The organism is Sphingomonas sp. (assembly GCF_013816785.1).
Taxonomy (GTDB): Bacteria; Pseudomonadota; Alphaproteobacteria; order Sphingomonadales; family Sphingomonadaceae; genus Sphingomicrobium.
The window spans coordinates 1-2202 of record NZ_JACDDV010000095.1 but is presented as its reverse complement, the minus strand read 5'-3'; the positions used below and the strand labels follow the sequence as shown (position 1 = coordinate 2202).

Annotated in this window: 2 protein-coding genes; both read right to left on the bottom strand. The window is 66.3% G+C overall.

The features are described 5' to 3' along the window. Positions 1-331 (bottom strand): transposase (locus tag H0W65_RS12150; protein ID WP_294007926.1); only part of this gene is annotated, 331 nt, incomplete at its 3' end. A gap of 168 nt (positions 332-499) precedes the next feature. Beyond that, complete coding sequence (locus tag H0W65_RS12145) at positions 500-1972, bottom strand: IS66 family transposase (protein WP_294007924.1); 1473 nt, start codon at positions 1970-1972, stop codon at positions 500-502. Positions 1973-2202: the final 230 nt, after the last annotated feature.

Here is a 2202-nt window from a genome sequence, read left to right as displayed (position 1 = left end):
GGTCGTAGCCGCTGTCCGGTAGGCGCCCGCAGGCGAGCTTGAAGCCGGGATCGGTCCGCAGATGGTCGAGGTCGTCGGCGTCCTCGTAGCCGCAGGCGATCGCGAGCATGCGCGCGCGCAGGATGTCGGCGATGCTGTGCGTCACCAGGGTGGGGTTGCGTGGATCGGCGATCAGCCCGGCAAGCTTGTCGGCAATCCCCAAGCGGCGCTCGGCAGCGGCCAACAGCATGACGCCGCCGTCGGAGGTGAGGCGTCCGCCGTCGAAGGCAGCGGTGACCTTCTTGCGGCTGACGGCTGGAAACAGGAACGGCTCGGCCGTATCGTCGGACATGGCGGGTGTGGCTCGGCGTGATCGGGTGAGTGGATGGCTTCGACACCCAATCCGTAAACGCGATCAGCAGCTTACGCGACACCCGCCAGCCCATTCCCAGCCATGCCGTGAATAAGACGGGCTAACAAGCTTGAAAAATTCGTAACTGCCCAGGTTGTCGCCGAAAGCTCAAGTGATCCGCAGTTCGGCGACCAGGTTGTCGGGTTGGCCTGTCAGGGCGGCCAGCAAATCCCAGCCCTGCTTTCTTGCGGTTGAGATCAGCGTGCGGAGGACGGCGAACTCCTCGGCCCCCTCCGTCGAGCGGAACCCGCCGGAGATTTTCTGCCGGAGTTTCATCATCCGCCCATCCTGCTGCGCCAGGTTGTTGGTGAAGGGCACGCTTGGGTCGGTCAGGAAGCGGAGCGCGTCCTGCTTGCGATCCCGCAGCCGCAACAGCAGATTATGGCCGACCCGGCGCGGGGGGCGGCCGCGGCGCCGGGCCTTGTCGGCGACGCCGAGCAAGGGGGCCTGGGCGTCGTGGTGCGCGAAGCCCTCGGCGAGGATGGCGTCGTAGCCTCGATCGATCAGCGCGATCAGGCGCGGGTTCAGGGCGACATCCCGGTCCCGGGCCAGGTTCGTGACATAACAGGCGCGGCGCAGCAGGCGCTGCATCTGGCGCGCCCAGTCTTCCTTCTCGATCTCGATCAACGCCCGAAGCTCACGCAGGTGGTGCGCGTTGCACAGCGCGTGCCGCACGCCCGTCAGGGTGTAGTACGGCTTCCAGTGGTCATGCACGACGATCCCCGCGACCTCGGACAGCAGGCTGCCCCGCTTGGGGGAGGTGCGGTAGAATGTCAGCAGCAGGGTGGACGCGATATGCAGCCATTGCGTTTTACCGCCGATCCGGAACCCGGTTTCGTCCAGGTGCTTGACCGGCGCGGCCGCCACATGGCCGCGCACGGCGTCGGCGAAGCCCTGGAACCGCCGGGCGCAATCCTGGCTGATCCGCGCGATGGTCGCAGTCGCCAGCTTGACGCCGAACAGGTCCGCCATCAGCGTCGCCAGACGCTTCTCCGGCAGCAGTTGATAGTGCAGGAGGTAAAGCAGGCAGGCGCCGATCCGCTTGCCATACTGCACCGGGGCGGTGACGCAATCGGGGAAGGCCGCGCGGGTCTGCTCGCCGCAGGTCGCGCAGCGGCAGCGGTGGGCGCGGTGTTCCGTGACGACCAGAGGCCGCGGCTCCGGCAGATCGAACACCTGGCGGGCGCTGAAGTCCGTGGCCGCCGCCTCGCTCAGCGCCATGCCGCAGGCCGCGCAAGTCTGGGGAAAATGGTCGATGGTGGCGTCGGGTGTCTCGACCCGGCGCAGGGTCTCGCCCGGGTGGCCCTTCTGTCCGCCGCTCTGCTTGCCGGAGGCTTCGCGCAGGCTCTGCGTGCGCAAGGGCTTCTTCAGCCCGTCACTGGACGGAGGCTTGCCGCTGTTGCCGCTGTTCAGACCAAGGCGGCGCTCCAGCTCCGCAACGCGTGCCTGCAGCGAGGTGATCAGCGCCTGTTGCGCGGCGATTTGCGCCAGCAATGCCGCAATGATGTCCGCGGGCGCCGCAGCAGCGGTGGGAAGCACACAACCATCGGCACTGGGTTCGGGATCCGGGGACGGCGACATGGAGAGCTTGACTCACGCCGCGAGTCCCGTGTCAAGCCGCTGTCCGATGGGTCCTACCTGGGCAGTTACCCGCTATCAGGATCGCAAAGTGAACAGCATTGGGACTAGCCCGTCTTATTCACGAGACAGCCGCAAATTGCCGTTTTTCTGAATAATTCCAGTCGGATAGCAGAAACCGGCCTGTGGCAAATTTTGCCACAGGCGCGATCTTAGGAGGCCAGCCTTTCCAA

Excerpts from the sequence above, each read along its gene's own strand:
- H0W65_RS12145 (WP_294007924.1), bottom strand. The coding sequence starts at position 1,972 with ATGTCGCCGTCCCCGGATCCCGAACCCAGTGCCGATGGTTGTGTGCTT.